This is a genomic window from Microbulbifer sp. TYP-18 (assembly GCF_040932045.1).
Taxonomy (GTDB): Bacteria; Pseudomonadota; Gammaproteobacteria; order Pseudomonadales; family Cellvibrionaceae; genus Microbulbifer.
Genome location: NZ_JBFRBC010000080.1, coordinates 1 through 1,515, shown reverse-complemented (window position 1 = coordinate 1,515; position 1,515 = coordinate 1). Strand labels below are relative to the sequence as shown.

General features: G+C 46.1%; 2 protein-coding genes. Both read left to right on the top strand.

The features are described 5' to 3' along the window. The first annotated feature begins 222 nt into the window (after positions 1 to 222). Positions 223 to 699, top strand: coding sequence for a hypothetical protein (locus ABVT36_RS18970; protein ID WP_368457961.1), 477 nt, complete (start codon positions 223 to 225; stop codon positions 697 to 699). Between the two features lie 186 nt (positions 700 to 885). Beyond that, a partial coding sequence (locus ABVT36_RS18965; protein ID WP_368457960.1) for an RHS repeat domain-containing protein occupies positions 886 to 1,515 on the top strand: 630 nt, incomplete at its 3' end.

Genomic DNA, 1,515 nt, shown 5'->3' with positions numbered 1-1,515 from the left:
CGAAAGTGAACAGTGTCTTTATGCTGACGATGATTGGCTGGAACCTGACTCGAATGAGGGCGTTACAGGGATAGTCCGTCTTGAAGGCGGGGAAAGCCCGCCACCAAGGCCTGTAAGGGTGAAAAATGGCCTTAAATCGTCTATTTGGGCCGAGAATTGCGGATTCAAACGATTACCGTGTTCGAATCTGAGTGAAAATCAACGGCCTGCTAGGGAATGATTATGATATTTCGAATATTTTTATTTGTAGGCGTAGTGATTCTAATAATATCCTGTAACGATTCAAAAGTAGAATATTGCAATACACTTAAGCGTGTGGCTTCTGATAAAGCTATATCTAGCTACCTAAAAATTTGGGTTAAAGAAAATATAGAGGATGAAGTTATTTATCATAGTGATGTTGTCAGGGGCGGGTTAAAGGTTCCAGGTAAATATTTTTACCTGGTAGAGTTTGATTGGGGTATACTGAGTTTTAATCCTGAGGCATCGCAAGTTCGTCTTTTAGGTCCAAAAACAAGTTCATTTAAAGATGGAAGTATAACTGATTTGAAATCAGTTATGTTTGTAGAGAAATCTGGCTATGGAATTTTGGTAAAACTGAACGATGTGGATAACTATGGTCTTTCAGAAGTTAGTTACGGTTTTTTTAGTGAAATTTCAGATGATGTAGGAGTGCTTTGCTTAGATTTAGATAAATAAATTTCTATGCATTTGGGAAAAATTATCGAACTATAAAATATATTAGTCGAAATAAAAATTTCGACATGCTAGGTATTGTCGCAATTCTGTGTCAATTTTTTATTACTAGTAAAAAAGATATGAACTACGACCAAAGCTACTTTAGATGACGGCACCAGTACCACGGAAACCCTCTATCTGGGCAATGTGGAAAAGGTCTACAAGGACGGCACTACGGAAATCCGTCGCAACATCGCAGGCTTCGTTCTCACCACGGACAAATACGATACCGATATGCGCCAGTGGCAGGCGGATAAGGCTGCCGGTGCCCTGGCAGGGGAGAGCGCCGACGACCATTTGACGGTGACCAAAAACCGCTATCTGCTACGGGACCACCTGGGCTCGCTGGATGTGGTGACGGATGCCACAGGCGCTGTCACCGAGCAGCTGAGCTTCGACCCCTGGGGGCAGCGGCGCCAGCCCCACAACTGGCGGGATGCCCTCAGCAGCACCCAGCTGACCAATATCCTGGATATAACCCCGCGGGGCTTTACTGGCCACGAATCCCTCGACCGGATGGGCCTGATCCATATGAACGGGCGCATCTACGACCCGATGCTGGGGCGCTTTGTACAGGCGGACCCCAATATAGACGGGACCACCAGCAGCCAGGGCTATAACCGCTACAGCTATGTGCACAATAACCCCCTGGCGTTTACCGATCCCACCGGGTACTGGTCGTTTAAGGAGAATTTACCGCAGATTTTCCAGTCAGTGGTCATGCTTGCAGTCAGCACAAATCCCCTGGCCTTTGCCATAACGACCGCTTTCTTTGCC

What these genes read in the sequence shown, in the direction of transcription:
- ABVT36_RS18970 (WP_368457961.1), top strand. Translation starts at nt 223, where the DNA reads ATGATATTTCGAATATTTTTATTTGTAGGCGTAGTGATTCTAATAATA.